The organism is Bradyrhizobium sp. AZCC 1721, assembly GCF_036924715.1.
Lineage (GTDB): Bacteria > Pseudomonadota > Alphaproteobacteria > Rhizobiales > Xanthobacteraceae > Bradyrhizobium.
Genome location: NZ_JAZHSB010000001.1, coordinates 212,698 through 234,937 on the forward strand (window position 1 = coordinate 212,698; position 22,240 = coordinate 234,937).

At 63.2% G+C, this 22,240-nt stretch carries 23 protein-coding genes and 1 tRNA gene; 14 read left to right on the forward strand and 10 right to left on the reverse strand.

Annotation, left to right across the window (positions count from 1 at the left end):
* Positions 1-20 precede the first annotated feature (20 nt).
* The 6 genes from V1273_RS01020 to rpmI form a co-directional block, all read right to left on the reverse strand.
* Positions 21-791: a sulfite exporter TauE/SafE family protein gene (locus tag V1273_RS01020; protein ID WP_334408450.1), complete on the reverse strand. Its 771-nt coding sequence runs from the start codon at positions 789-791 to the stop codon at positions 21-23.
* Between the two features lie 218 nt (positions 792-1,009).
* Positions 1,010-3,463 carry a phenylalanine--tRNA ligase subunit beta gene (pheT, locus tag V1273_RS01025; protein ID WP_334408451.1) on the reverse strand — a complete coding sequence of 818 codons (2,454 nt, stop codon included), beginning with the start codon at positions 3,461-3,463 and terminating at the stop codon, positions 1,010-1,012.
* Positions 3,464-3,472: 9 nt separating this feature from the next.
* A complete protein-coding gene (locus tag V1273_RS01030; RefSeq protein ID WP_334379644.1) occupies positions 3,473-3,862 on the reverse strand; it encodes an ASCH domain-containing protein in 390 nt (129 codons plus the stop codon).
* Positions 3,859-4,941 (reverse strand): phenylalanine--tRNA ligase subunit alpha, encoded by a 1,083-nt coding sequence (gene pheS, locus V1273_RS01035; protein WP_334408453.1) that lies wholly within the window; start codon positions 4,939-4,941, stop codon positions 3,859-3,861. The genes V1273_RS01030 and pheS overlap by 4 nt, the downstream gene beginning before the upstream one ends.
* 225 nt (positions 4,942-5,166) lie before the next feature.
* Positions 5,167-5,526 carry a 50S ribosomal protein L20 gene (rplT, locus tag V1273_RS01040; protein ID WP_028347928.1) on the reverse strand — a complete coding sequence of 120 codons (360 nt, stop codon included), beginning with the start codon at positions 5,524-5,526 and terminating at the stop codon, positions 5,167-5,169.
* A gap of 77 nt (positions 5,527-5,603) precedes the next feature.
* Positions 5,604-5,804 (reverse strand): 50S ribosomal protein L35, encoded by a 201-nt coding sequence (rpmI, locus tag V1273_RS01045; protein WP_008539890.1) that lies wholly within the window; start codon positions 5,802-5,804, stop codon positions 5,604-5,606.
* Positions 5,805-6,068: 264 nt separating this feature from the next.
* Here rpmI and V1273_RS01050 point away from each other — a divergent pair, with 264 nt between their 5' ends.
* Positions 6,069-6,500 (forward strand): hypothetical protein, encoded by a 432-nt coding sequence (locus tag V1273_RS01050; protein ID WP_442894132.1) that lies wholly within the window; start codon positions 6,069-6,071, stop codon positions 6,498-6,500.
* 148 nt (positions 6,501-6,648) lie between these two features.
* Here the strand turns inward: V1273_RS01050 and infC are convergent, their stop codons facing one another.
* Positions 6,649-7,188, reverse strand: coding sequence for a translation initiation factor IF-3 (gene infC / locus V1273_RS01055; protein WP_028347926.1), 540 nt, complete (start codon positions 7,186-7,188; stop codon positions 6,649-6,651).
* A 224-nt stretch (positions 7,189-7,412) separates the two neighbouring features.
* On the opposite strand from infC, the gene V1273_RS01060 reads away from it, so the two are divergent.
* Complete coding sequence (locus V1273_RS01060; RefSeq protein ID WP_334365850.1) at positions 7,413-8,219, forward strand: alpha/beta hydrolase; 807 nt, start codon at positions 7,413-7,415, stop codon at positions 8,217-8,219.
* A gap of 74 nt (positions 8,220-8,293) precedes the next feature.
* Positions 8,294-8,761 carry a nuclear transport factor 2 family protein gene (locus tag V1273_RS01065; protein ID WP_334365851.1) on the forward strand — a complete coding sequence of 156 codons (468 nt, stop codon included), beginning with the start codon at positions 8,294-8,296 and terminating at the stop codon, positions 8,759-8,761.
* 105 nt (positions 8,762-8,866) lie between these two features.
* On the opposite strand, the gene queG is transcribed toward V1273_RS01065, so the two are convergent.
* Positions 8,867-10,090 carry a tRNA epoxyqueuosine(34) reductase QueG gene (gene queG, locus V1273_RS01070; protein ID WP_334365852.1) on the reverse strand — a complete coding sequence of 408 codons (1,224 nt, stop codon included), beginning with the start codon at positions 10,088-10,090 and terminating at the stop codon, positions 8,867-8,869.
* On the reverse strand, positions 10,039-10,731 hold the full coding sequence (locus V1273_RS01075) for a glutathione S-transferase family protein (protein WP_334365853.1): 693 nt from the start codon (positions 10,729-10,731) through the stop codon (positions 10,039-10,041). The genes queG and V1273_RS01075 overlap by 52 nt, the downstream gene beginning before the upstream one ends.
* Before the next feature lie 290 nt (positions 10,732-11,021).
* On the opposite strand from V1273_RS01075, the gene V1273_RS01080 reads away from it, so the two are divergent.
* Entirely contained in the window at positions 11,022-11,828 is an 807-nt protein-coding gene (locus V1273_RS01080) for an undecaprenyl-diphosphate phosphatase (protein ID WP_334365854.1), read from the forward strand.
* A 133-nt stretch (positions 11,829-11,961) separates the two neighbouring features.
* Here V1273_RS01080 and V1273_RS01085 read toward each other — a convergent pair whose 3' ends face one another.
* A complete protein-coding gene (locus V1273_RS01085) occupies positions 11,962-12,942 on the reverse strand; it encodes a complex I NDUFA9 subunit family protein (protein WP_334408455.1) in 981 nt (326 codons plus the stop codon).
* A gap of 149 nt (positions 12,943-13,091) precedes the next feature.
* On the opposite strand from V1273_RS01085, the gene V1273_RS01090 reads away from it, so the two are divergent.
* The 10 genes from V1273_RS01090 (at position 13,092) to V1273_RS01135 (ending at position 22,141) form a co-directional block, all read left to right on the forward strand.
* Positions 13,092-13,178 (forward strand) — tRNA-Leu (locus V1273_RS01090).
* Positions 13,179-13,473: 295 nt separating this feature from the next.
* Positions 13,474-13,665, forward strand: coding sequence for a hypothetical protein (locus tag V1273_RS01095; protein ID WP_334408456.1), 192 nt, complete (start codon positions 13,474-13,476; stop codon positions 13,663-13,665).
* 40 nt (positions 13,666-13,705) lie between these two features.
* A complete protein-coding gene (locus V1273_RS01100) occupies positions 13,706-14,320 on the forward strand; it encodes a ribonuclease D (protein WP_334365858.1) in 615 nt (204 codons plus the stop codon).
* Positions 14,321-14,450: 130 nt separating this feature from the next.
* Positions 14,451-15,176: an LPS export ABC transporter periplasmic protein LptC gene (gene lptC, locus V1273_RS01105; RefSeq protein ID WP_442894049.1), complete on the forward strand. Its 726-nt coding sequence runs from the start codon at positions 14,451-14,453 to the stop codon at positions 15,174-15,176.
* Positions 15,173-15,856, forward strand: coding sequence for an LptA/OstA family protein (locus V1273_RS01110; RefSeq protein ID WP_334371562.1), 684 nt, complete (start codon positions 15,173-15,175; stop codon positions 15,854-15,856). Before lptC ends, V1273_RS01110 begins: the two co-directional genes overlap by 4 nt.
* Positions 15,857-16,050: 194 nt before the next feature.
* Complete coding sequence (gene lptB, locus V1273_RS01115; protein WP_334365861.1) at positions 16,051-17,058, forward strand: LPS export ABC transporter ATP-binding protein; 1,008 nt, start codon at positions 16,051-16,053, stop codon at positions 17,056-17,058.
* A gap of 205 nt (positions 17,059-17,263) precedes the next feature.
* Complete coding sequence (rpoN, locus tag V1273_RS01120; RefSeq protein WP_334408457.1) at positions 17,264-18,913, forward strand: RNA polymerase factor sigma-54; 1,650 nt, start codon at positions 17,264-17,266, stop codon at positions 18,911-18,913.
* Between the two features lie 129 nt (positions 18,914-19,042).
* On the forward strand, positions 19,043-19,645 hold the full coding sequence (gene hpf, locus V1273_RS01125; RefSeq protein ID WP_334408458.1) for a ribosome hibernation-promoting factor, HPF/YfiA family: 603 nt from the start codon (positions 19,043-19,045) through the stop codon (positions 19,643-19,645).
* A 229-nt stretch (positions 19,646-19,874) separates the two neighbouring features.
* Entirely contained in the window at positions 19,875-20,336 is a 462-nt protein-coding gene (gene ptsN, locus V1273_RS01130) for a PTS IIA-like nitrogen regulatory protein PtsN (RefSeq protein ID WP_028347914.1), read from the forward strand.
* A gap of 116 nt (positions 20,337-20,452) precedes the next feature.
* A complete protein-coding gene (locus tag V1273_RS01135; RefSeq protein ID WP_334408459.1) occupies positions 20,453-22,141 on the forward strand; it encodes a methyl-accepting chemotaxis protein in 1,689 nt (562 codons plus the stop codon).
* The last annotated feature ends 99 nt before the right edge of the window (positions 22,142-22,240 follow it).

A 22,240-nucleotide genomic window follows, 5' to 3' on the forward strand; every position in this document is an offset into this window, starting at 1 on the left:
TCGCAGGGACGACGGTGACGTCACCGCAGCACTCCATCCAGCGCCGGCAACCCGAAGATCACCGCGGCCGCGATCAGCGCGTAACAAATCGAGCGGAATACGGCTTCGCTGGCCTTGCCGAACAGCGATGCGCCGAACCAGACGCCGATGCCGTAGACGGGGCCGACCACCAGCGCGAACTTGATCGCATCCGTCGTGATCAGTCCGGCCGCGGTGTAACTCACGGCGGAGAAGAAATCCGAGGCGCCGAAGAACAGCACGATGTTGGCGCGGGCAACGACGGAAGCGATAGGCCGGCCGAGCCAGTAGCCGACGATCGGTGGCCCGCCGGTCTGGGCCAGCCCGCTGCAAAAGCCTGACAACCCGCCGATGCCGATCGAGACCGCCACGTGGTCCTTGCCGCGGTAACGCCAGCCCGAGAGCAGCAGCAACAGCAATGCGAACACGAAGACGGAAATGACCCAGCGCGTCGTCACCGGCTCTAACCGGCTCAGGAAATAGGTGCCGATCGGCACGCCGATCAGCGCGCCCACCACTATGACCGCAGTCGCCTTGCGGTCAGCCTTCTCCCACGCGTTCGGCAGCAGCGGCGCAGCGGCAACGAAATCGATGATCAGCAGCAGCGCCGCCACCAGCCGCGGGTCGGCGATCGAGCTGGCCAGCGGCATGAAGATCAGCGCCGAGCCGAAGCCGGAAAAACCCCGCGCCGTTCCCGAGACGAAGGCAACTGCGCAAATCGCGAGGGCGGCGTTGAGACTGATGTCGGGTGGAATCAGGCCAAGCGAGTTCATTCTTTAGCGCCTGAGATTGGGTTGAGCTGCGACCGCATCAGAGGTGGGCGCCTTCTCCCGCTTGCGGGGGAAGGCTGGGATGCGGGTGTCGCAACAAATGAGACTGTTCGAGAGGAGGGAGCCCCCACCCGCATCGCATCTTTCGATGCGATGCGACCTCCCCCGCAAGCGAGAGAGGTTGCAGCTCGTCGTGCGGTTATCCTGTCAGACCCGTCGGCTCATCCCCGCAACGTGCCGCCGGTCTTCTTCGTCACTTCGGCCACGATCTTCGCCGCTACGGCGTCGATCTCCTGATCCGTCAGCGTCTTCTCGCGCGGCTGGATCGTTACAGCGATCGCGATCGACTTTTTGGTCGGGTCGATGCCCTTGCCTTCATAGACGTCGAATACGGCTACGTCCGTGATCAGCTTCTTGTCCGCGCCTTGCGCCGCGCGCACCATGTCGCCGGCCTTGACGGCGCGATCGACGATGAAGGCAAAGTCGCGCGATACCGGCTGGAACGCGGAGAGTTCGAGCAGCGGCTTGGCGCGGGTCGGCCTCTTCTTGGCGTCGGGAATGCGGTCGAGGATCACCTCGAACGCGATCATCGGGCCATCGGCGCCGAGCGCCTCCAGCGCGCGCGGATGCAGCTCGCCGAAATAGCCGAGCACGTTCTGCGGTCCGATCTGGATCGTGCCGGAACGGCCGGGATGCAGCCACGCAGGTCCACCGGGAACGATCTGCAGCGCCTGCATCGGCGCGCCGGCCGCCGCGAGCACCGCGAACGCATCGGCCTTGGCGTCGAGCGCGTCGGTCTGAGCAGAGCCGGACCAGTGCCGGCCCGTGCCGTTCGAAGAGGCATAGCCGTGGCGCACGCCGGAGGCTGCAACCAGTTGATCTCCCGGCTTGTCGCCGGCGAAGACCTGTCCGACTTCGAACAGTGCCAGATCCGGAACACCGCGGTTGATATTCGCCTGCGCCGCCGTCGCGAGACCGGGCAGCAGGCTCGGCCGCATGTCGGACATATCAGCCGCGATCGGATTGGCCAGCGACAGTTCAGGGTGGCCGCGGCGGTTCGCCAGCGCATGGTCAGGCAAAGCGCTGGGCGGATCGCGGTCGAACATCTCAGCGTGCGGCTTGGAGATGAACGACCAGGTCACGGCTTCCACCATGCCGCGTGTGGCCAGCGCGCGCTTGGCGCGGCGGGTGCGGGACTGAATCGTGGTCAGCACTGGCTTGCGCGCTTCGTCGCCGCGCTCGAACGGCGTCATCGGCACCTTGTCGACGCCGACGATGCGGACGATTTCCTCGACGATGTCGGCCTTGCCGTGCACGTCGGTGCGCCAGGAGGGAACGGCGACCTTCACCACCGGGCCGTTGCCGGCCACCATGAAGCCGAGATGGCCGAGGATGCGCCGCATCTCGACCAGCGGCACCTCGATTCCCGCCAGACGTTTGACCTCGCTCAGCGGGAAATCGATGATGCGGTCATCGCCGAACGCATTGCCGACGACCACCGTCTCGGACGGCGTGCCGCCGCAGAGCTCCATCACCATTTTGGTCGCGAGCTCGAGCCCCGGCACCATGAAGGCCGGATCGACGCCGCGCTCGAAGCGGTAGCGCGCATCCGAATTGATGCCGAGCTTGCGCCCGGTTTGCGCGATGTTGATCTCATTCCACAGCGCCGATTCGATCAGCACGTCTGATGTATTCTCGTCGCAACCGGAAGTCTCGCCGCCCATGATGCCGGCGAGCGATTCGACGCCGTGCTCATCCGCGATCACGCAGATCGAGGGATCGAGCGTGTAGGTGCGGCCGTCGAGAGCCAGCAGGCTCTCGCCTTCTTTGGCGCGGCGCACCGTGAGATTGCCCGTCACCTTCCTGGCGTCGAACACATGCAGCGGGCGGGCGCGGTCGTAGGTCATGAAGTTGGTGATGTCGACGAGCGCATTGATCGGCCGCAGCCCGATCGCGGTCAAGCGCTTCTGCAGCCATTCCGGCGAGGGACCGTTCTTGACGCCGCGCACCAGCCGCAGCGCGAAGCCCGGACACAGCGTCGCATCTTCGACCGTCACTTTCACCGGGCAGGGGAATTCGCCCTTCACCGGCCTGATGCCGGGGTCGATGAGCTTGCCCATATCGGCGGCGGAGAGATCGCGCGCGATGCCATGCACGCCGGTGCAGTCCTGCCGGTTCGGCGTGAGGTTGATTTCGAGCACGGGATCGCCAAGCCCGGCCCATTCGGCATAACCCTTGCCGATCGGCGCATCGGCCGGCAATTCCATGATGCCGTCATGGTCTTCGGAAAGCTGCAGCTCCGCCGCCGAGCACAGCATGCCGCGGCTCTCGACGCCCCGGATGGTGCCGACGCCGAGCGTGATGTTCTTGCCCGGGATGAACGTGCCGGGCGGCGAGAACACGCTGACGAGCCCAGCGCGCGCATTCGGCGCGCCGCAGACCACCTGCACCGGCGCAGCACCATTGCCGGTGTCGACCATGCAGACCCGCAGACGATCGGCATTGGGATGCTGCTCGGCCGAGATCACCCGCACGATGGAGAATGGCGCGAGCGCCTTCGCCTTGTCCTCGATGCTCTCGACCTCGAGCCCGATCATGGTGAGCTTGTCGGCAAGCTTTTCCAGCGGCTCGTCGGTGTCGAGATGTTCCTTCAGCCAGGAGAGCGTGAATTTCATTGTGCGTTCCTAGAAAACCTCGACCAGCCGGAATCGTTCACACATCAGCGTCATATCTTCGCTGAACCGGCCTAGCCGTCCGAAATAATTGCGGTGTGCCTGCCGCCAGTAGGCGAGGCTGCGGTCGCCTTCGCCTTCTTCACAGGCAAAGGCAGCATCCACCTCGGGGAAGCGGCGGTAGCTGACTTCGATCGTCTCAATCACGCAACGTGGCTCGCCGCGCCCGTCGAGCACAATCCATTGCTCGCCCGGCGTCGACGTGTTCGGCTCGTCCTCGGTAGAGCAGGTCGCGGTCTTCACGCCCTTGATCACTAGGTCGAGCAGTTCGTCGGCAAGCTCCGGCCCGTCGCCGAACGCGAAGGAGCGCAAACCCTGATATTTCGCAGGGACGGCACTCACGTGCTCAATCCCCCCGCCAGCGTCGGGACGTCGAGCGGCTTGAAGCCGTAATGCGAGAGCCAGCGCACGTCGTTCTCGAACAATTGCCGGAGATCGGACATGCCGTATTTCAGCATCGCGATGCGGTCGATGCCCATGCCCCAGGCAAAGCCTTGGTAGACATCAGGGTCGATGCCGCAGGCGCGCAGCACGTTCGGATGCACCATGCCGCAGCCAAGAATCTCCAGCCAGTCCTCGCCCTCGCCGAAACGGATCTCGCCCTTGTCGCGGCGGCACTGAATGTCGACCTCGAGCGAGGGCTCGGTGAACGGGAAGAACGACGGGCGGAACCGCATGTTGATGTGGTCGACCTCGAAGAATGCCTTGCAGAACTCGTGCAATATCCATTTGAGGTGGCCGAGATGCGACCCCTTGTCGATCACGAGGCCTTCGACCTGGTGGAATTGCGGCGTATGGGTCGCGTCCGAATCGATGCGATAGGTGCGGCCCGGGCAAACCACGCGGATCGGCGGCTTCTGCGACAACATCGTGCGCACCTGCACCGGCGAGGTGTGGGTACGCAGCAGCATGCGCGAACCGTCTTCCTTCGGATTGAAGAAGAAGGTGTCATGCATCTCCCGCGCCGGATGGCCCTCGGGGAAGTTCAGTTTCGTGAAATTGTAATCGTCGGTCTCGATATCAGGACCTTCGGCGATCGCAAATCCCATATCGGCGAAGATCGTGTTGACTTCCTCGAAGACCTGGCTCAGCGGATGGATGCGGCCCTGTTCGGCAGGCGTCTCGCGCAACGGCAAGGTGACGTCGATGGTCTCGGAGGCAAGCCGGGCATCGAGTGCGGCCGACTTCAGGATGTCGCGGCGCGCCGAGAGCGCCTGCGTCACCTTATCCTTGGCGAGGTTGATCGCGGCGCCTTGTGTCTTGCGCTCGTCCGGCGACATCTTGCCGAGGGTGGCGAGCAGCGCGGAGATTGAGCCCTTCTTGCCGAGTGCTGCGACGCGCACGGCTTCGAGCGCGGCTTCGTCGCCGGCGGCAGCGATCTGGCCGAGAATTTGGGATTCGAGTTGAGCTAGGTCGGACATGGCGACGGTACCTTTGGGCAACGCGCGCTCGCAGTCCAAACGGGACCCTCACCATCCGCGACTTGTCCGCCGAAGCTCAACGAGCGAAGGCGGAAGGCGGATGATCCAGTAACCCCCGGAGTCAAAATGTCGGTCGGTGGTTACTGGATGCCCCGCCCCAGTGCGCAATTGCGCACAAGGCGGAGCATGACACCGGAATTGCAAGAACGCCGCAGCGATTGCGAATTAGGCCGCCAGCGCGGCCTTGGCCTTCTCGGCAATCGCCTGGAACGCCGCCGGCTCGTTGATGGCGAGATCCGACAGCACTTTTCGATCCACCGTGATGCCCGACTTCGAGAGGCCGTTGATAAAGACGCTGTAGGTCATGCCGTACGGACGCACGGCGGCATTGAGACGCTGGATCCAGAGCGCACGGAAGGTGCGCTTCTTGCGCTTGCGGTCGCGAAACGCATATTGCCCGGCCTTCTCGACCGCGGCCTTGGCGGCGCGGATGGTGTTCTTGCGGCGGCCGTAAAAACCCTTGGCGGCCTTGTAGACTTTCTTGTGCTTGGCGTGAGCGGTCACACCGCGTTTGACGCGAGACATGACTGGTATCCTTGATCAGAAACAAGATGACGGGATCGCCGCGCGGGCGCGGCTCGGCTGTAATGACGTGAACGCGATCAGGCGTTCGGCAAGAAGTACTTCTTGACGTTGTCGCCGTCGGTCTTGAACAGCACGCGGGTGCCGCGGAGCTGACGAATCTGCTTCTTCGTCCGCTTGATCATGCCGTGGCGCTTGCCGCGCTGGGCGTGCATCACTTTGCCGGTGGCAGTCACCTTGAAGCGCTTTTTAGCGCCTGACTTGGTCTTCAGCTTGGGCATTTGGCTCTCCTGTGGCCGCAGAAAAACGCGCCCGAGGGGCGCTTTTGCGGCTTAAAATGCTCGTTAGAGCGTTGAAAGTGCTCAGGTTTTTCTCAAAAGCGAGGCAACCCGCACGGACATCGACACGGCAGCCCTTGATCAGCCGGGCGATGAAGGTCGGGCTTATGGCAGAGGAAGCGCCAAATGGCAACGATGAACCGCGAAAGGCAGTGTCGCTACCTACCGCTGACGTCATCTAACCATCCGCGCCCGGAGCAGGAACAAATGGCCCATTTTCAGCGATTGATCGCCCGTTTTGGCGCTTCTCTTGGCCTGCGCACCGCGCGCGGGCTTCCTGTTTTCGTCGCGCTGGCCGTGATGGCAGCCCCGGACACAGCCGAAGCCGCGCGGAGGGGAAGCAGGGCGGTCCGAGCCTATGATGGCATCTGGAACGTGGTGTTTGCCACGACGCGGGGTAATTGCAGTTCCGGTTATCGCGTTCCCTTCACCGTTATCGGCGGCCGGGTTTCATCGGCTGGCGGCGGCAGGGTTTCAGGATCAGTCAGTCGCACTGGTGCGGTTGCGGTCAGTGTTTCGGTCGGCGCATCCCGCGCGAGCGGCGGCGGCCGGCTTGTGGGCAGCTATGGCGCAGGCCGGTGGCGCGGCATCATCACCGGTGACTACTGCAGCGGCACCTGGCAGGCCACGCGGACCTAGATCCAACTCGTGTCCCGGACGCGATGCAGCGCGACAAGCGCGTGAACGCGCTGTTGGCGTTGCGCAGCATCCGGGGAACGCAATCGTCACCAACGAAAACGGCCCGCCGGATCATCCGACGGGCCGCTTTCGATTCTACTAACTCAACTTAGCGCGGCGCCAGCACCATCACGACCTGGCGTCCCTCGAATCTGGCGTCCTGCTCGACCTTGGCGAATTCGGCGACGTCGGCCTTCACCTTGTCCAGGAGCTTGGTGCCGATCTCCTGGTGCGCCATTTCGCGGCCACGGTAGCGCAAGGTGATCTTCACCTTGTCGCCTTCCTCGAAGAACCGCTGCATGGCGCGCATTTTCACGTCGTAATCGTGATCGTCGATCATCGGCCGCAGCTTGATCTCCTTGATCTCGACGATCTTCTGCTTCTTGCGCGCCTCGGCGGCTTTCTTCTGTGCCGAATACTTGAACTTCCCGTAGTCCATGATCTTACAGACGGGAGGATTGTTGTTCGGCGAAATCTCGACAAGATCCATACCCGCCTCGAGCGCCATCTTGATGGCGACCACGGTCTCGACCGTTCCGTGGTTGGTGCCGTTCTGATCGATCAGTTGGATTTGCGCGTTGCGGATATCATCATTGGTGCGCGGCCCGTCTTTGGTTGCAGCGGGCGGGGCTCTGTTGGGACGGCGAATGGGTAACTCTCCAAAGTTGTGAAAGAAGGGCCGCAGTTTGAAGCAATACGCTCAAGACAGCAAGCGAACTCGCGGTCTGCGCCCGAAAACCGTCAAATGCGAGGCATTTCGGTCACGTCCGGCAAATATAGCGCGGCGGCCTGATCCGCAAGCGCCGGGCGGTCTCGTGCTTGACCGATAGAGCGCGCTCGCGGACAAAGCGGCAGGGCGAGAGTGACAGATCCATGACTGATTCAGCGACAAATTCAGCGCAAATCGACCAGGAACCGACCTTTATCGAGGTGGGGGAGCGTGCCGCCGGCCGCCGGATCGCGGTGCGCGCCCGCGCCGGCAGCGGGCCCGGGCTATTCTGGCTCGGTGGCTTCAATTCCGACATGCGGGGCACCAAGGCGCTCGCGCTGGACGCTTGGGCTGCGGAACATGGCCGGGCCTGTATTAGATTCGATTATTCCGGCCACGGCGAATCGGGCGGCGCTTTCATCGATGGCACTATCGGACGCTGGCTGGAAGACAGCGTTGCTGTATTCGAGCAGTTCTGCCGGGGCCCGCAGGTCGTGATCGGCTCATCGATGGGCGGCTGGCTGGCGCTCCTGCTGGCGCGCGCCATCGCCGAGCGTGAGGCAGCGCCTGCGACGCTTGCTGGCCTGGTGCTGATCGCACCGGCGCCTGATTTCACCGAGCAATTGATGTGGAACAGCTTCTCCGACGAGGTTCGCGAGGAGATCAGGACCAAGGGCGTGTGGATGCGGCCTTCGGAGTATGGCGACGGCGCACCCTATCCGGTCACGCGCGCACTGATCGAGGAGGGCCGCAACCACCTGTTGCTCGGCAGCGCTATCGAGGTTGGATGCGCCGTGCGCATCCTGCAGGGTGCGCAGGATCCCGACGTGCCCTGGCAGCATGCCTTCGCGCTGGCGCACCGGTTGCCGGCCGAGGACGTGGTGCTGACCATGATCCAGGACGGCGACCACCGTCTGTCCCGCCCGCAGGACATCGCGCGGATCATCGCTGCGGTGGCGGAGATGGGGTAAGTTCTCACCGGTAGCTACGGTGTCATCGTCCGCGAAGGCCTTCGCGGGGCATGACGAGTTCGGGAGGCAACACCGTGAACACCACAACCATGCTCCGCGCCTTCTGCGACGCGGTCGAGCAGCGCAACGGCAGGGCGTTCGCGGAACTGTTTACGGAAGACGGCGTCTATCACGACGTGTTCTATGGTGCGTTCGAGGGCCGGGCCAAAATCGCTGACATGATCGACGACTGGTTCTACCGCACGGCGACCGATTTTCGCTGGGACATGCATGATCCCGTCAGTGACGACCACGCGCTCTATGCGCGCTATACGTTCAGCTATCGTTCGACGCTGCCGGAAGCAAAAGGGGCGCGGGCGATGTTCGAGGGCGTCGCGATCATGCGGCTGCGCGACGGCAAGATCATGGAATATCACGAGGTCGCCAACACCGCGCCGGCCTTCGTCGACCTCAAATTCGCGCCTGAGCGGATCGCCAAGATCGTTGCCAAGCAAGGCGCGGCGCTGAAGGCGCGGCCGGAGATGAAGCGGCATTTGGCCTGAGCGCTAATCTCTCCGCCGTCATTGCGAGCGAAGCAATCCATAGTTCGGCGTATGCGGGACGATGGATTGCTTCGTCGCTTCGCTCCTCGCAATGACGGGTGAGATCTACGGCGGCGGCACGTTCGCCACCGGCTTGCGTTGCGCCAGGGTTAGGCGCCACTCTTCGCGCACATTTATGTCAGCCTCGGCGCTTATCGCCCTCGCAGCCAGCGCGTCGAATCTCTCCTGCTCCATCAATTGCGACAGCGCCCAGACCGCTGCGCCACGCACGAGCGGGCTTGCATCGTCAAGCAATCGCTCTGCTTCAACCGCCAGCGCCGCATCCCCGGCATTGCCGATCGCGATCAGCACGTTGCGGACAAACCGGTCACGGCCGATGCGCTTGACCGGCGATTTCGAAAACAGAGCGCGAAATGCGACGTCGTCGAGCCGCGCCAACTCCCCTAGCGAAGGCGCGCGCAATTCCGCGCGCGCGGCGAGTTTGGTTTCTCGGCCTTTTTGCGCGAATTTGTTCCACGGGCACACGGCGAGGCAATCGTCGCAGCCATAGATGCGGTTGCCGATGCTCTTGCGAAATTCGTGCGGGATCGGGCCCTTGTTCTCGATCGTCAGGTAGGAAATGCAGCGCCTGGCATCGAGCTTGTAAGGTGCGGGGAACGCAGCAGTCGGGCAGATCTCCTGGCAGGCGTTGCAGGTTCCGCAATGGTCGGTGTCGGCAGTGTCGCGCGGCAGCTCGGCGGCGGTGAAGATCGCGCCGAGAAACAGCCATGAGCCGAACTCGCGCGAGACCAGATTGGTGTGCTTGCCTTGCCAGCCTAGCCCTGCCGCCTGCGCCAGCGGCTTTTCCATCACCGCTGCGGTATCGATGAACACTTTCACTTCCTCGCCCGATGCCGCGACCAGCCACCGCGCCAGCGTCTTCAGGCGCTTCTTGATCACGTCGTGATAGTCGTCGCCCTGGGCATAGGCGGAGATTGCGCCACGTGTGCGCTTTTCGAGGAGCGCGAGCGGATTGTCATCGGGTCCGTAATTGAAGCCGAGCATGATGATCGACCGTACGCCCGGCCATAGCACGCACGGATCCATCCGCCGCTCGGGCTGAGCGGCGAGCCAGTCCATGTCGCCATGCGCGCCGGCATCGAGGAACTCGCGGAAATACTTTCCGGCATTGCCGAGCGCGCCGGGATCGGTGACGCCGATGCAATCGAAACCGAGCGTCGCGGCTTCGCGCATGAGCGCGGACTTTAGATCGCTGGCGGAGAGCTTGACGGCCTGGTTCAGAAGTCGAGGTCCACGTAGGTGCGTGACGCCGGCACGCCCGCCAGCCACTCGCTCAAGAGCGGGCGGAACGACGGGCGGGATTTCACCCGCGCGTACCACATCTTTGCCGCTTCGTCCTCGCTCCATGGCACATCGCCCAGATAATCGATCGCCGAAAGGTGCGCCGCGGCGGCGAGATCCGCGTAGCTCAGCCGGTCGCCGGCGAGGAAGTTCCGCGTCTGCGCCAGCCAGCCGATATAGGCCAGATGATAGCGCACATTGGCCTTGGCTGCGCGGATCACATCGGCCGCCGGCGCGCCGCCGCCATTCTCCTCGCTCATGAAACGCTTATAGATGCGCTCGGTTACCAGCGGGTTCGATGCCTCCTCGAAGAATTTTTCGTTGAACCACGCCATCAGCCGGCGCACCTCGACGCGCTCCGCCATCGACGCCGGCAACAGCCGCCGCTCGCCGGCCTCCAGGCCGTGCGTCTCGTCGAGATATTCGGCGATGACGCCAGCGCCGGGAATCGGCGGAAAGCCGTCAGCCATCAACACCGGCGTGGTGCACGCGGGATTGAGCGCGAGAAACCCTTCACGCCGCTCCCAGGCTCGCTCTTCCACCAAGCGCAGGTCGAGGCCGTGTTCGCCCAGCACCAGGCGAATGAAGCGCGAATGCGGACAGAACGGATGATGATAGAGCGTGTACATGAAATCCTTGAACAATTCGCGGCGACGCTCAAGGAACCCGAGCGGTCGAGCCGCGTCATGCGAATCGCAATACTAGAGCCTATTCGGTTCTGCCTGAAATCAGAACGGAGTAGGCTCTAGCCTTTGTTTTGACGCGTTTTGTTTGCGCGAACCGGGATTCAGTTCGCCCGAAAACGCTATAGCCAAGCCGGCGCAAGAGGCAACTGTCTTTGGCGTATTTTTTGCGATTGCGGCATGGGGATGAATAGGCGAGAAGGACGCGGTTTTTCCAGACAAAACGGACCCCCATCATGATGTCGGATGTAGTGAAGGCGGTGGTTCTCGGCATCATCGAGGGCGTCACGGAATTCCTGCCGGTTTCGTCGACCGGCCATATGCTGGTCGCGCAACGATTCTTCGGGCTTGGCGAGGGCGCGTTCTGGCAGAGCTTTGTCGTGTTGATTCAGCTCGGCGCGATCCTCGCCATCGTCATGCTCTATTTCGTCAAATTGTCGCGCGTCGCGCTTGGCATGTTCACCAACCCCGACGACCGGCGTTTCGTGATCGGCGTATTGCTGGCGTTTCTGCCTGCGGTGGTCATCGGCCTGGTTGCCGGCAAGTACATCAAGGAGTTTCTCTTTAATCCATGGGTGGTGTGCTTCACCCTGATCGTCGGCGGCGCAATTCTGTTGTGGGTCGATCAACTCTATCTCAAGCCGACGCAGCACGATGCCACGCGCTATCCGCTGCTGATGTATCTGTGGATCGGCATTGCGCAATGCGTGGCGATGATTCCCGGCGTGTCGCGCTCCGGCGCCAGCATCGTGGCGGCGATGCTGCTCGGCGGTGACAAGCGATCGGCCGCGGAGTTTTCGTTCTTTCTCGCGATCCCGACCATGATCGGCGCGTTCGCCTATGATTTCTACAAGAACCGCGCCGAGATGACGACCGATCACATCGGCATCATCGCGGTCGGCTTCGTGGTCTCGTTCATCACCGCGGCGATCGTGGTGAAGACGTTCCTCACCTACGTCACCCGCCACGGATTCACGTTCTTTGCGTGGTGGCGCGTCGCCATCGGCGCGCTCGGCCTGATCGCACTGGCGCTGGGGAGGTAGGTCTCTGTCGTCCCCGCGAACGCGGGGACCCATAACCACGAGTGCACGTGGTTATGCCGTGCTGGCGGCCCAGCGGGTTAAACAACCATCAATGGTGGTTATGGGTCCCTGCGTTCGCAGGGACGACGAAAACCTACGCGCTCTTCCTTTGAAACTGGCCGGCGGCGCGGAAGCGCCAGAGATATTGCGGGGCGATCGCTTCCATCGCTTCCGGCGTAATGCCGAGCCCCTGCAGCGTCAGACCAGCCGCCTTCGCTTCGTCCGACACGACATTGTCGACTTGCAGCATCGCCACCTGGTCCGGCGTCAGCTTCAACGGACCCGGCGCGAATTGCAGGAACAGCGACTTTAGCCTCGCCAATCCCCACGGCAGCGAAACCAGCATGCGCTTGCGGTCGGTGATCTTGAGGATGATTTCCATGATCTCGCGCATGGTCAGCACGTCAGGCCCGCCGAGCTCGTAGGTCGCGCCCGGCTTGGTCTTGTCCTCGGCAGCGTCGGCGACCGCGTTGGCGACGTCGGCGACATAGGCCGGCTGCACCCGCGTCTCGCCGCCGCCGATCAGCGGCAGGAACGGCGATATCCGGGCGAGCGACGCAAAGCGGTTGGTGAACTGATCCTCGGGCCCGAACAGCAGCGACGGCCGCAGGATCGTGGCCGATGGCGCCGCCGCCAGCACGGCCTTCTCGCCTAAAGCCTTGGAGCGGAAGTAGGCCGAGGGCGAATTCTCGTCGGCGCCGATCGCCGATACATGCACCATCTGCGCGCCGATGGCGGCGGCGGCCTTGGCGATGGTTTCGGCGCCTTTGGTCTGCACCGCGTCGAAGGTCTGCGCGCCGCTCTCGGCCAGGGTGCCGACCAGGTTGACCACGGTTTCGGAACCGCGCACCACCGCCTCTACCGAAGCCGGGTAGCGCAGATTGGCCTGCACGGGGTGGATCTGGCCAACGCGGCCGAGCGGTTGCAGGTGCCCGGCCAGTTCGGGCCGCCGCACCGCTACCCGAATCCGATAGCCGCGCTTGGCCAGCGCCCGGACCACGTTTCGCCCCAGAAAGCCCGATCCGCCAAACACCGTGATGAGCGTTTCCAGGTTCGCTGCCGCGTGCGATGTCATCGGGGTCAATTCCTGCCGGTCAAATTCGAAGATATCGGTGGGATTTAGCGGATTCGCGATACGCCAACGTGGGCCCGCTGTACAGCGGATTTCGGATGGCATTGAAGCGATTTGACAAGCGCGTGACTGATCCTTACTAACCCGCCCGGGCCCAGGTGGCGGAATTGGTAGACGCGCTGGCTTCAGGTGCCAGTGGCTTCACGGCCGTGAAGGTTCGAGTCCTTTCCTGGGCACCATTGCCCTTGCCCATGTATTGCCCCCCAAGTATTGCCCATGCCCAAGTCATGTGAGCGGCTGGCGAGGCGCCGGCCGGACGCGCCCGAACATGGGCCATAGCCGTTCTATTTGATCTGATCGCCGACAGGAGCAGCACCCTGCGGATTCGGCAGCGCAGCGAAACAGCCCCGTTTCCCACCCGACCGGTTGCCAGCGAGCCGGCTTCCATGGCTAAATGGAACTGTACGTTTGTTTTTTAAGACAAGGGATATGCTGCAGTCCGGGCGAGCGTATAATTCCCGCTGGAGAATACCCATGACAGGGACCGTCAGGCTGCCGCGCAAGCTGTCCAAAGAGCGGAAGCCGGCCCTGCCTTCCGGCAGCGGGCTCGTCGCCTTGCGCGAAGCGGGCGATGGCCTGATTAGCGGACAAAATCACGGCGAACTCCGCAATTCCCGTCCTATAAGCCATGCCCAACCGCTCGCCTCCGACGGTTTCGGGCGCTAGTGTTTCCGCCGAATCGACTGAAGACACGAGGCTTCCCTTCATGACAATCCGCCTGCATCGCGGCGACCTGCCCGATCTGTCCCGCTACAAGGATTCGGTGGCGATCGATACCGAGACCATGGGGCTCAATCCGCATCGTGACCGGCTCTGCGTGGTGCAGATGTCGAATGGCGATGGCAGCGCTGATGTCATTCAGATCCCGAAGGGCCACACCGACGCGCCGAACCTGAAGGCGCTGCTCGCCAATCCCGCCATCACGAAGATCTTCCACTTCGCCCGCTTCGATGTCGCCGTGCTCTACAACACCTTCGGCGTGATGCCGCAGCCGATCTATTGCACCAAGATCGCCTCGCGGCTGAGCCGCACCTACACCGACCGTCACGGCCTGAAGGACCTGGTGCGCGAGGTGCTCAACATCGATCTGTCGAAACAACAGCAGTCGAGCGACTGGGGATCAGAGAGTCTGAGCGAGGCGCAGCTCGCCTATGCCGCGTCCGACGTGCTGCATCTGCATGGCCTTCGCGAGCGGCTCGATGCCATGTTGGCGCGCGAGGGACGCACGGCGATGGCGCAGGCCTGTTTCGATTTCCTGCCGACCCGGGCCAAGCTCGATCTCGGCGGCTGGGAGGCCGAGGACATCTTCGCGCATTCGTGACCGGGACCATTTGAAGCGCCTGGCTGCCCGCCTCCGCCCCGTTTCGGTCACACTCATCGCGAGTGTCCGGGCTGCATAATCCCGCGATTGCGGGTAGGATGACGCCCTCTTGGGCGTCTTTGGAGCCGCGGTGAACTCGATACAGAACCCAGCCTTTGCCACCGGAATGGAGGCGCGCTTCGCTGCGGCCGCCCGTCACAGCCGGATGGTGCGGGTGCTGCGGGTCGCGGTTCCGGCGGCCGTGCTGCTGGCCATGGCCGGGATCGTCGCGATCTCGATCTTTAATCCGTTCCGCATCACGGGGCTCTCGAAGCTGCCGGTCGACATGGGCAATCTCGTAGTGTCAGGCACCAAGATCACCATGGAAACGCCGCACCTTGCCGGCTTCTCCACCGACCAGCGCCCATACGAATTGTGGGCCAAGGCGGCGATCCAGGATCTGGCCAACCCCGATCACGTCGAACTCCAGACGCTGCGGGCCAAGGTCATGATGGAGGACAAGAGCACCGTGACGATGGATGCCCGCACGGGGTTTTTCGACAGCAAGCAGCAGATGCTCGACCTGCGAAAGGACATCTTCCTGCAATCCTCCACCGGCTACGAGGCGAAACTGTCGCAGGCCTATGTCGATATCAACAAGGGAACGGTGACCTCGGACGAGCATGTCGACGTCAAATTGCTGAACGGTACGCTCACCGCCGATCGGCTCAGGATCATCAACAGCGGCGAGATCGTGCGCTTCGAAGGCAATGTCGTGATGAACCTGATCATGGAAAGCCCTCCGACGCCTGCTCCCGAGCCTGAGGCTCAGCCGAAGACGCGGTCCATCAGCGGCAAGTCCGCCAACACGAAATGATATCTATGATGCAGTTGTTCTCGCGCAGGTTTGCGGCGGCAGCTCTTGTGCTCGCGTTGACCGCCTCCGATGGCGCCTTCGCGCAAGGAGCCATGTCGGGCGTGCCGAATGCGATGCAGGGTTTTTCGCAAAACCGCGATCAGCCGATTCAAATCGAGGCGGCGTCGCTCGAGATGCGCGACAAGAAAAAGGAGGCGACCTTTTCCGGAAACGTGAAGGTCGTGCAGGGCGATACCACCATGACCTCGAAGTCGCTGGTGGTGTTTTACGACTCCGGTCCGGCATCGGACGCGCCGCCCGCTGCACCCAAGGGATCGAAATCCGCGTCGATGCAGTCCGCGAGTCCCGGGCCTGGCGGCAGCTCATCTATCCGCCGGCTCGAAGCCAAGGGCTCCGTCGTGGTCACGCAGAAGGACCAGGTTGTGACCGGCGAGACTGCGATTTTCGACACGCGGGCCAACCTCATCACCATGGTGGGCGGGGTCGTGCTGACCCAGTGCAAGAACGTGCTCAAGGGCGACCGCCTCAAGGTCGACATGACGACCGGCGTATCGCGCGTCGAATCCGACAGCGGCAAGGTGCAGGGCATGTTCATCCAGGGAGAGAATTGCGGGTCGGGATCGGGCGGGTCGAAGCCCGCTCCGGTCCAGATACCCTCGCTGATCCCCGGTAAAAAATAAGCCAGATCAGCGTCTTAAAGATTATTTGGGCCGGTCACGGTTGAAGCCGGTAGCGCGAGCCTGTATCTACAGGGCAGGGCGCACGGCGGGGTGTTTCGCTGGGCAGGGACATCCATTCATTCATGGTTCGCTAGCGAAGCGATTCGCTGGCGGGCGCGTCGCGGAATCACCGTGAAAGGCTTAAGCGAAGCGGGATGGTGGATTTATTCGGCATGTTCCGTCGACGCCCCGCGAAACGCGGCCCTGTAGGCTTTGCGCGTTCGCGCGAGGACATCACCGCGCTCGGCGATTCCTTCGGCGACATGCTGGCGAGCCCGGTGCGCGATGCGCCGCCAATGGCGCGTTCGGCCTCGCTGCCCGGCCTGCAATTGCCGCAGCCCGAGCCCCACGTCGAACCCCGCGAGGAGAGAGCGCGTTCACGGCCACAGGCGCCTCGCGCCAAGGCCAATGGCGGCGAAGCGCCGCGCCTGATCAAGCGGCCCGGCTTTCTCGCTGTGCACAGCGTGGAAAAGAGTTTTGGCACGCGGCAAGTGGTGCGCGGCGTCAGCATCTATGTTCGCCGCGGCGAGGCGGTCGGTCTGCTCGGCCCGAACGGCGCCGGCAAGACCACCGTGTTCTACATGATCACCGGCCTGATCAAGGCGGATCGCGGCGCCATCGAACTCGACGGTCACGACGTGACGAAGCTGCCGATGTATCAGCGCGCGCGGCTCGGCATCGGCTATCTGCCGCAGGAAGCCTCGATCTTTCGCGGCCTCACCGTCGAACAGAATATTCGCGCCGTGCTGGAAGTCGTCGAGCCCAACCGCAAGAAGCGGGAGGCCGAACTCAATTCGCTGCTCGACGAATTCAACATCACGCGCTTGCGCAAATCGCCATCGATCGCGCTCTCCGGCGGCGAGCGCCGCCGCGTCGAAATTGCGCGCGCGCTGGCGACGCGTCCGAACTACATGCTGCTCGACGAGCCCTTTGCCGGCATCGATCCGATCGCGGTCGGCGACATTCAGGACCTGGTCCGCCACCTCACCAACCGCGGCATCGGCGTCCTGATCACCGACCACAATGTGCGCGAAACGCTCGGCCTCACCGACCGCGCCTATATCGTCTATGCCGGACAGATACTGACCGAGGGCAGTCCGGAAGAGATCGTCAACGATCCGGATGTACGCCGTCTTTACCTTGGTGAGGAATTCCGACTATAGCGCACGACCGCAAAAATATCGGCGGTTCGGTCATAAGGTATTGCGCTCAATCAGGATTTTCTGGCGCGCCCGGGAGCGGCTCGGCTTCCCGCGGTCGCTGGTCGCGCCATAGCCCAATTTTCGCATTCGTCAAGGCGTGTACAAGGGCGTTGGACTAATATAAGCAAGAATCGGACCAACTTTTGGTGGATCGGTTCTTGGCCTCATGGCGCTGACGCAGAGATTAGAGTTCCGGCAGTCGCAGTCGCTGGTGATGACGCCGCAATTGATGCAGGCGATCAAGCTGCTGCAACTGTCGAATCTCGACCTCTCGGCTTTCGTCGAGGAGGAATTGGAGCGCAATCCGCTGCTGGACCGGGCCAGCGACGGCCCCGAACCGCCGGTTGCAGGCGAGCCGGTACCCGAACGCGCCGAATTCTCCGATTCCGGCAGCTATGGCGAGGATGGCGGCGGCGATGCCTCCGATATGGGCACCGGCCCAGGGAGCGAGACCTTCGAGCCCGGCCAGGAGGACTGGCTGAACCGCGACCTCGGCAGCCGGACCGAGATCGAGCAGACGCTCGACACACCGCTCGACAACGTCTTTTCCGAAGAGCCCGCCGAAGCTGCCGCGCGCGCCGCACAGGACGCGGCGCCGACCGCCTACACCGAGTGGGGCGGAGGCCCCTCCAATGACGACGAATATAATCTGGAAGCCTTCGTCGCCGCCGAGGTGACGCTATCCGGCCACCTCGCCGAACAGCTCGCGGTCGCCTTCAGCGCGCCGGCGCAGCGCATGATCGGGCAGTACCTGATCGACCTGGTCGACGATGCCGGCTATCTGCCGCCGGATCTGGGGCAGGCTGCCGAGCGGCTGGGCGCCTCGCAGGCGGACGTCGATGCGGTGCTCGCGGTGCTGCAGACGTTCGATCCGCCCGGCGTCTGCGCGCGGAACCTGAGCGAATGCCTCGCGATCCAGCTCCGCGAACTCAACCGCTACGACCCGGCCATGCAGGCGCTGGTGGAAAATCTCGATCTGCTGGCGCGGCGCGACATTGCGTCGTTGCGCAAACTGTGTGGCGTCGACGACGAAGACATCACCGACATGATCGGCGAGATCCGGCGTCTCGATCCGAAGCCCGGCCTCAAGTTCGGCTCGGCGCGCACGCAGACCATGGTGCCCGACGTCTATGTGCGGCCCGGCCCGGACGGCGGATGGCATGTCGAACTCAACAGCGACACCTTGCCGCGCGTGCTGGTCAATCAGGTCTATTACACCGAGCTGTCGAAGACGATCCGCAAGGACGGCGACAAATCCTATTTCAGCGACTGCCTGCAGAACGCGACCTGGCTGGTGCGCGCACTCGATCAGCGCGCCCGCACCATCCTGAAGGTCGCCACCGAAATCGTCCGCCAGCAGGATGGGTTCTTCACCCATGGTGTCGCGCATCTGCGACCGCTGAATTTGAAAGCGGTGGCGGACGCGATCCAGATGCATGAATCCACGGTGTCGCGGGTCACCGCCAACAAATACATGGCGACCAATCGCGGCAGTTTCGAGCTGAAATATTTCTTTACCGCCTCGATTGCTTCGGCCGACGGCGGCGAGGCGCATTCGGCGGAGGCGGTCCGCCACCACATCAAGCAATTGATCGATGCGGAAGCGCCGAGTGCGATCCTCTCCGACGATACCATCGTGGAACGATTGCGCGAATCGGGCATTGATATTGCCCGCCGCACGGTCGCGAAGTACCGCGAAGCCATGCGCATTCCTTCTTCGGTCCAGCGCCGCCGCGACAAACAGAGCATGCTCGGTAACGCCCTTTCCGCTCCCGCCACTTCCTCCGACCGGTCCCGCGATGCGGCGCCGGCCTGATTGCGTTCGCGTCAGATCGCGATAGTGTCAGGTCCCCGACAGAGCGCGGCCCGGAAAGCGACACCGGCTTTCCGAATGGGCCATGCTCCGGCAACACCAGAGTAGTCGAGGCATCAAGCGAGGCATCAAATGACCCTTCGAATCTCCGGGAAAAGCATCAGTGTCGGCGAGGCGCTTCGTTCGCGCGTCAGCGAGCGCACCGATGAGGTCTTGAGAAAATACTTCGACGGCAATTATTCCGGCCACATCACGCTGAGCAAGGACGGCTTCGGCTTCCGCACCGATTGCGCGCTGCACCTGGACTCCGGGATTACGCTGGAGGCCGACTCCAATGCTCCCGATGCCTATGCCAGCGCCGACCAGGCGCTCTTGATGATCGAGAAGCGCCTGCGCCGCTACAAGAGCCGGCTAAAGGACCGCTCGGCCCGGAAGGCCTATGCGGCCTCCGCGGCGCTGGCCGAGATCGATACTCCGGTGCTCGATGCGTCGAGCTATGTGCTCGAGGCGCCGACGGGAGGCGAGGAGGAGGTCACATCCTACAGCCCCGTCATCATCGCGGAGGCGACCACGTCGCTGAAGCGGCTTTCGGTCAGCGAGGCGGTCATGGAACTCGATCTGACGGGGGCCGCCTGCATCGTGTTTCAGCACGGGTCCAGCGGCCGGGTGAACATCATTTACCGCCGGCCGGATGGCAATGTCGGCTGGATCGACCCTCCCTCGGTTACCCCCTGAGAATCATGCCCATGGCATTGACGCCCCCACTGGCCCTCCCTATGGTCCGCCGCTCTTTAAGCAGGGCGCAGGAACTGGCCGTTCGGGAGTTGGCACCGTGCCTGCGTTGGAGTAGAAGCCGTGCAAATCGGGACCCGGGCTTAACCCCGCCTCCCGTCTCATCTTCTTGACGCCCCGGTTCTAGAACCTATCTCGCAACCTGACGGTTTAATTCACCTCGGAACGCCCCATGACGATTACCGATCTGGTCGCACCCGAGGCGATTCTCCCCGCTTTGAAGGTCATCAGCAAGAAGCAGGCGCTGCAGGAGCTGGCCGCGCGCGCTTCCGCCCTGACCGGCCAGAACGAGCGCTCGGTATTCGAGGTGCTGTTGCAGCGGGAGAAACTGGGCACCACCGCGGTGGGCTATGGCGTCGCCATTCCGCACGGCAAACTGCCGAAACTGGAAAAGCTGTTCGGGCTGTTCGCCCGGCTGGAACGCCCGATCGATTTCGAGGCGATGGACGGCCAACCGGTCGACCTGATCTTCCTGCTGCTGGCCCCGGAAGGCGCCGGCGCCGATCATTTGAAGGCGCTGGCGCGGATTGCGCGACTGTTGCGCGACCAGGACGTCGCCAAGAAGCTGCGCGCCTCCCGCGACGCCCAGGCGATCTATTCGGTACTGGCGCTGCCGCCGGCGAGCGCGGCGTAATTCCGCGCGTCGGAACGGTTTCCTGGCGGTAGTACGCCAGAATAAACGCAATTTTAAGCTAAATAGCAGCTTATTTCGGGCGCTGGGATTTTTTACTAGGCCCGGAGAACATTGCCATGACGCTGCGCCTGACGATTTCGCGCGCAATTTTGATTTTCGGATTGGTTACCGCCTTAGGCCTCGGTGCCGTGATTGCCACCAGCGTTTATGCGCTGTCGCAGCTCAAGGTCGGAGGTCCGCTCTATAGCCAGATCAAGCTCGGCAACGACCTGATCGCCGACATCCTGCCTCCGCCGGAATACGTCATTGAGGCCTATCTCGAGGCCACCCTCGTGCTGCACGATCCGGCGCAGCTTTCGTCGCATCGCGACCGTATTGCGCAGCTCAAGAAGGAATATGACGAGCGGCACGATTTCTGGACCAAATCCGATCTCGATCCGGTGCTGAAGACGAAGTTGGTCGAGAAGTCCGACAGCGAGGTACGCCGCTTCTGGACCGCAATCCAGGACGGCCTGTTGCCTGCGCTCGCCAAGGGCGACGGTACGGCTGCGGCGAAATCCTATGCCGAGATCACCGCACGCTATACCGCGCACCGCGCCATCATCGACGACATTGTCAAGCAGACCAACGAGCAGAACGCGGCGACGGAGGTCGCGGCGACGGGGCGCGTCAGCACGTTCACGTGGGTGCTGTGGGGCGTTTCGGCCGCGGTGTTTCTGGTCATCGGCGCCGGCATTTTCGGTGTGGCATTCGGCGTCATACGCCCCATCGCCGAAATGACCGACGTGATGAAGGGCCTTGCCGGCGGCGATCTCTCTGTCTCGGTCCCGGCCCTCAGCCGCGACGACGAAGTCGGCGCCATGGCGCGCGCGGTTCAGGTGTTCAAGGACAACGCGCTGCGCGTTCAGTCGATGGAACAGGAGCAGGCAAGCCTGAAGTCGAAGGCCGAAGGCGAACGCAAGGCAGCGATGCAGCAGATGGCCGACGGCTTCGATGCCGCGATTGGAAAGATCATTCAGACCGTATCGACCGCCTCGTCCGAACTCGAATCATCTGCCGGACAGCTAACCAAGACCGCCGAAGTGACCCAGATGCTCTCGGCAACCGTTGCCTCCGCATCGGAGCAATCCTCGGCCAACGCGCAGTCCGCCGCGGCGGCCGCGGAAGAGATGGCCTCGTCGGTGTCGGAGATCGGCCGCCAGGTCCAGGATTCGCACAAGATATCCCGCGAGGCGGTCAGCCAGGTCGAGCAGACCAATGCGCGGATTGCCGATCTCGCTCAGTCCGCCAGCCGGATCGGCGAAGTGGTCAAGATGATCAGCGCGGTCGCCGAGCAGACCAACTTGCTGGCGCTGAACGCCACCATCGAAGCGGCACGCGCCGGTGAGGCGGGACGTGGATTTGCCGTCGTCGCCTCCGAGGTCAAGGCGCTTGCCGCGCAGACCGCGAAAGCGACCGAGGAAATCGGCGAGCAGATCGGCCAGATGCAATCGGCGACCAATCAGTCGGTGTCGGCGATCCAGGAAATCGGCGGCACGATCAGCCGCATCGCGGAAATCTCGCAGGCAATCGCGGCAGCGGTGGAAGAGCAGGGCGCAACAACCCAGGAAATCTCGCGCAACGTGCAGCAGGCGGCGCAGGGTGCCACGCAGGTCGCAGGCAGCATCACCGACGTCAACCGCGGCGCGACCGATACCGGCGCAGCATCGACGCATGTGCACGGTCTGGCCCGCTCGCTGCTGGGACAGAGCAATCATCTCAAGGGCGAAGTGGAGAAATTCCTCTCGACCGTCCGCGCGGCCTAGAGCATGATCGGGAAAAGCGCGAAGCGGTTTTCCGAAAAGATCATGCTCAAACAAAGAGATAAGATCATGATGCGATTCTACGAAATCGCATCATGATAT

Bases quoted from the DNA above. Each gene is read 5' to 3' on its own strand.
- V1273_RS01075 (WP_334365853.1), bottom strand. From the start codon at position 10,731: ATGTACACGCTCTATCATCATCCGTTCTGTCCGCATTCGCGCTTCATT.
- V1273_RS01085 (WP_334408455.1), bottom strand. From the start codon at position 12,942: ATGACATCGCACGCGGCAGCGAACCTGGAAACGCTCATCACGGTGTTT.
- V1273_RS01050 (WP_442894132.1), top strand. From the start codon at position 6,069: ATGGCCCATTTTCAGCGATTGATCGCCCGTTTTGGCGCTTCTCTTGGC.
- V1273_RS01095 (WP_334408456.1), top strand. From the start codon at position 13,474: ATGACAGGGACCGTCAGGCTGCCGCGCAAGCTGTCCAAAGAGCGGAAG.
- ptsN (WP_028347914.1), top strand. From the start codon at position 19,875: ATGACGATTACCGATCTGGTCGCACCCGAGGCGATTCTCCCCGCTTTG.
- V1273_RS01110 (WP_334371562.1), top strand. From the start codon at position 15,173: ATGATATCTATGATGCAGTTGTTCTCGCGCAGGTTTGCGGCGGCAGCT.
- rpoN (WP_334408457.1), top strand. From the start codon at position 17,264: ATGGCGCTGACGCAGAGATTAGAGTTCCGGCAGTCGCAGTCGCTGGTG.
- rplT (WP_028347928.1), bottom strand. From the start codon at position 5,526: ATGTCTCGCGTCAAACGCGGTGTGACCGCTCACGCCAAGCACAAGAAA.
- V1273_RS01080 (WP_334365854.1), top strand. From the start codon at position 11,022: ATGATGTCGGATGTAGTGAAGGCGGTGGTTCTCGGCATCATCGAGGGC.
- V1273_RS01135 (WP_334408459.1), top strand. From the start codon at position 20,453: ATGACGCTGCGCCTGACGATTTCGCGCGCAATTTTGATTTTCGGATTG.
- V1273_RS01060 (WP_334365850.1), top strand. From the start codon at position 7,413: ATGACTGATTCAGCGACAAATTCAGCGCAAATCGACCAGGAACCGACC.
- hpf (WP_334408458.1), top strand. From the start codon at position 19,043: ATGACCCTTCGAATCTCCGGGAAAAGCATCAGTGTCGGCGAGGCGCTT.
- V1273_RS01020 (WP_334408450.1), bottom strand. From the start codon at position 791: ATGAACTCGCTTGGCCTGATTCCACCCGACATCAGTCTCAACGCCGCC.
- pheS (WP_334408453.1), bottom strand. From the start codon at position 4,941: ATGTCCGACCTAGCTCAACTCGAATCCCAAATTCTCGGCCAGATCGCT.
- pheT (WP_334408451.1), bottom strand. From the start codon at position 3,463: ATGAAATTCACGCTCTCCTGGCTGAAGGAACATCTCGACACCGACGAG.
- lptB (WP_334365861.1), top strand. From the start codon at position 16,051: ATGGTGGATTTATTCGGCATGTTCCGTCGACGCCCCGCGAAACGCGGC.
- rpmI (WP_008539890.1), bottom strand. From the start codon at position 5,804: ATGCCCAAGCTGAAGACCAAGTCAGGCGCTAAAAAGCGCTTCAAGGTG.
- V1273_RS01100 (WP_334365858.1), top strand. From the start codon at position 13,706: ATGACAATCCGCCTGCATCGCGGCGACCTGCCCGATCTGTCCCGCTAC.